Genomic DNA, 1,825 nt, shown 5'->3' with positions numbered 1-1,825 from the left:
AAAAGAGGCTGTCTCAAAAGTAATTTTGAGGCAGCTTTTTTTATTTTCATTTTTTGAGGTGGGTTTATCCCCAACCGGCCTGCATAAATAATTAGGTTACGTTTATGTGTGGATGCATTGTTTTTGCTACAGAACGGACATGGCAAGAGGCAAAACATTATCGGTTGTCTTTAAAAGCAACCATCAGAATCAGGGGATGCTTCTTCCCCCTGACCTAAACGATCTGATAGGCTCCGCACATCCGGTGCGGGTGGTCAATGCGGTGTTGGACAAGGTGGATATCAGTGAGTTGCTCCATCAGTATAAACCAGGAGGCACGAGTAGCTATCATCCGCGGATGCTGCTAAAAGTGTTGGTATATGCTTACATCAATAACATCTATAGCAGCCGTAAAATAGAAGAGACGGTATCGCAGCACATCCACTTTATGTGGCTGGCGGGCATGAGCACGCCGGATCATAATACGATCAACCGGTTCCGCAGTCAGCGCCTTCAGCAAACATTGCAACCCATTTTTACGCAGGTGGTGTTGCTGTTGTGCGAAGAGGGGCTGTTAAGTATCAAAGATCTGTACACGGACGGAACCAAAATAGAAGCGAACGCTAACCGCTATACGTTCGTATGGGGTAATGCGATCAGGACCAACCGGGAGAAAATGAAGCAGCAGCTCAATGAGCTTTGGCAGTACGCAAAATCAGTGGCGGCTTGCGAACTGGACGATACAGACCCATCCGGCTTTGATAAGATCACGCCGGAGAAAATGAGAGAGGCCATCGATCATATCAATACAGTGCTGAAGGATAAGAAGATCAGCAAGGACAAAAGACAAAAACTGAACTATGCCAGAAAGAACTGGCCTGATGCACTGGCAAGATATGAACAACAGGAGCAGATCATAGGGGAGAAAAGAAGCAGCTATAGCAAGACCGACAAAGATGCGACGTTCATGCGGATGAAGGAAGATCATATGAAGAACGGTCAGTTAAAGCCGGCTTACAATGTACAGATCAGCAGCAATAGTCAATACATCGCTTCCTACAGCATCCATCAAAATACCACCGATACCAATACCCTGATCGATCACCTGCAGCAACATATCAAAAGCTTTAAACAAAAGCCGGGCACAATTACCACTGATGCCGGCTATGGCAGTGAACAGAACTACCAGTGGCTGGAAGATAAACGGATCACGGCTTATGTCAAGCATAGTCAGTTCGACCGGATGCAGCACGAAAAGCTTCAAGGCAAAGCCCCCTTTACCGTGGATAAACTGGACTATGATGAAGTTAAAGACCAGTTGATCTGTCCGATCGGAGAACCGATGAAAAAGATCGGCTGGAAGATAGAGCAAACCAAAGGAGGATACGTTCAGGTGATCGATAAATACCAGGCAACCAACTGTGATAGATGTCTATTGAAAGGAGTCTGCCATCAGCAGGAAGGTGATCGCATCGCAGAGATCAGCCTGAACAGCCGGCGCCTGAAACATAAAGCCGATAAGCGTTTAAAGAGTAAACGTGGCATACAAAAGCGCAAGCAACGGTGTTATGATATAGAGCCGGTGTTCGCCAATATTAAACATAACCATCAGTTTAAACGGTTCATGCTGCGCGGAAAAGAAAAAGTGAATGTTGAACTGGGTTTACTCGCTCTGGCCCATAACTTAAGAAAGAAAGCGGCGTAAAAAAGCAGGTGAAAAAGCCTTTTTCAACTCGAAAAAAACTCCTTCGCAAATCTTGATCCCATAAAGTACAGCTCTCTGTTAATACGAGCTACAGGACGTTATAGCGAAAAAAGAGGCCGTCTCTACTTTTGAGACAGCCTC

Annotated in this window: 1 protein-coding gene; it reads left to right on the top strand. The window is 45.6% G+C overall.

The genetic code is table 11. From position 1 onward, the window contains the following. Positions 1-139: 139 nt before the first annotated feature. Complete coding sequence (locus LZZ85_RS28255; protein WP_237877507.1) at positions 140-1,684, top strand: IS1182 family transposase; 1,545 nt, start codon at positions 140-142, stop codon at positions 1,682-1,684. The last annotated feature ends 141 nt before the right edge of the window (positions 1,685-1,825 follow it).

The organism is Terrimonas ginsenosidimutans (assembly GCF_022012415.1).
Classification (GTDB): Bacteria; Bacteroidota; Bacteroidia; order Chitinophagales; family Chitinophagaceae; genus Terrimonas_A; species Terrimonas_A ginsenosidimutans.
The sequence above is the reverse complement of the archived record's forward strand: the minus strand, read 5'-3'. Positions and strand labels throughout refer to the sequence as shown.

Bases quoted from the DNA above. Each gene is read 5' to 3' on its own strand.
- LZZ85_RS28255 (WP_237877507.1), top strand. From the start codon at position 140: ATGGCAAGAGGCAAAACATTATCGGTTGTCTTTAAAAGCAACCATCAG.